Below are 1658 nucleotides of genomic sequence, written 5' to 3'. Positions count from 1 at the left end.
GGGGTGGGGCAGGCGCGATCGCTGGGGGCGGCATTTCTGGGGGTGAAGGCAGCGGCACAAGCGTAGAAGTTTCAGGGGGAGCTGGTGGCGGGCTAGGTAGGGGAGTGAGTTGTGGGGGTTCCGCAGGTTCTGGCAAAGGCGATGGCATCGCTAGGTGAGGCAGGTTGGGTTCCTCACGGCTCGCCTTAGAGGAACTGACAACCATCGGAGCTGAGGGTATTCGCCAGCGTTGGCTGACAAGGGTAAAGGCAGCAACTACGGCCACGGCTACCGCTGCACTTTTGGCCCAGACTGGGATTTGAGCAAAGGTTGATTGGGCGCGCTCCACCAGTTCTGGCAACGGTTCCATGACGGCAGACCAGTTATCAAGAACGGTCACCAAGTCGTATAGTTCTGTCAGTTGCAGAAGAATCACCTGCCCATCGGGTAGATGGAGTTCATGTTCAAGAGGCGATCGCGATCGCAGGGCAAAGCCCTCTGCAGTCACTTCTGTCGGTGTTGGGTGATGCCTCAGGAAAGCCTCAATATACTCGTTGACGAGCGTTTTGAGTTGATAGAGCTGGCGATCGTTGCCCTCAAAGCTGAGTTTTTCTCCGAGAGACAGCGTAAAGTGGAGCGATCGCACGGGCGCACGGCGCAGCTTCTGACTAAAAGGAAAAAATTCAGCAGCAACATCCAGTTGGCAAGTGGGCTGAGAATAGCTGAGGGTAGTACTCATTAGACATCGGAATGGGGAAACAGGGTGGGCAGTTCAGGGGCTGGTGCAGGTACTGGTTCAGGTTCCACCAATAACAGAGAAGGGGGCGCAGGAGTAGTGCGCTCTAGCAGGGTGATCCAAAGGCGGCGTGCCCCCTGAGGCGTACTGTAAAAGAGCAAATCCACAAGTAAGTCTAAGGCCAGTTGTGCTAATTCAGTGCCATCCCTGCTGTCATCAGCCATTCGGTCTTGATACAAACTAGTGAAGCGATCAATATAATCCCCAAGAACCGCATCTAAGTGGGGGGGGCGACCTTGACTTGTCTGCTGTTGCCAGCATTCAATGGCGGTGCGGATGGTTTGTTGGTGCTGCTGGGCTAAGCGGCTGCAGATCAAGGCCAAGGCACGGGCTTCGTCCACATCTAGTTTGCGTCGGCCATTGCGACCCCGCCGCAGGGGACTCGATTGCCGCAGTCGCCATAACCCCACACGATCAGGCAAGTAGGCCTCAAACCCCATAGCTTCTGCCAATGCCAGGACCTCTGCTGAACCCACATGAGCCAAGGCTTCGAGACTCAGCAAAATCAGGTCAATTTGTGCCTTGATGGGCAGGGAAGGGGCCATCGTGCTACCTTATGCGGCGGTTAAACCCAACATTGCTCGTAACGTCAGTGCCACAAACGTGAGGAGTCCCGCCATGAGGCCAATAAGGGCGATCGCGCTCAGCGGACGCTTAAAAAGAGGCACCAATGGCTCAACAAAATTCCATACTACGCCCAATAGAACCGTAACAAAATACCGTTGGTAGCGCAGGACATTTTCCCAAAAGCCATCCATTGATTGATGCTCCTAACTTAGTGACGCCAGTGGGCTTGAAATTGCTTTCATGATACTACTCCAACGGAGACTCTGAACAGAGTATGAAACTATCCTTGGTAAAGAGGTAGTCGAGTTGGCCTGTG

The 1658-nt window shown here is 54.5% G+C and carries 3 protein-coding genes; all 3 read right to left on the bottom strand.

Annotated features, from left to right (window positions below; genetic code table 11):
* On the bottom strand, nt 1-718 hold a 718-nt coding region (locus IGQ16_RS07635; protein WP_297060895.1), incomplete at its 3' end, for a DUF4335 domain-containing protein.
* Nucleotides 718-1320, bottom strand: coding sequence for a DUF3038 domain-containing protein (locus tag IGQ16_RS07630; protein WP_297060892.1), 603 nt, complete (start codon nt 1318-1320; stop codon nt 718-720). The genes IGQ16_RS07635 and IGQ16_RS07630, both read right to left, overlap by 1 nt.
* Before the next feature lie 9 nt (nt 1321-1329).
* Entirely contained in the window at nt 1330-1533 is a 204-nt protein-coding gene (locus IGQ16_RS07625) for a DUF751 family protein (RefSeq protein WP_024124335.1), read from the bottom strand.
* Nucleotides 1534-1658: the final 125 nt, after the last annotated feature.

The organism is Thermosynechococcus sp. M3746_W2019_013 (assembly GCF_015296045.1).
Taxonomy (GTDB): Bacteria; Cyanobacteriota; Cyanobacteriia; order Thermosynechococcales; family Thermosynechococcaceae; genus Thermosynechococcus.
The sequence above is the reverse complement of the archived record's forward strand: the minus strand, read 5'-3'. Positions and strand labels throughout refer to the sequence as shown.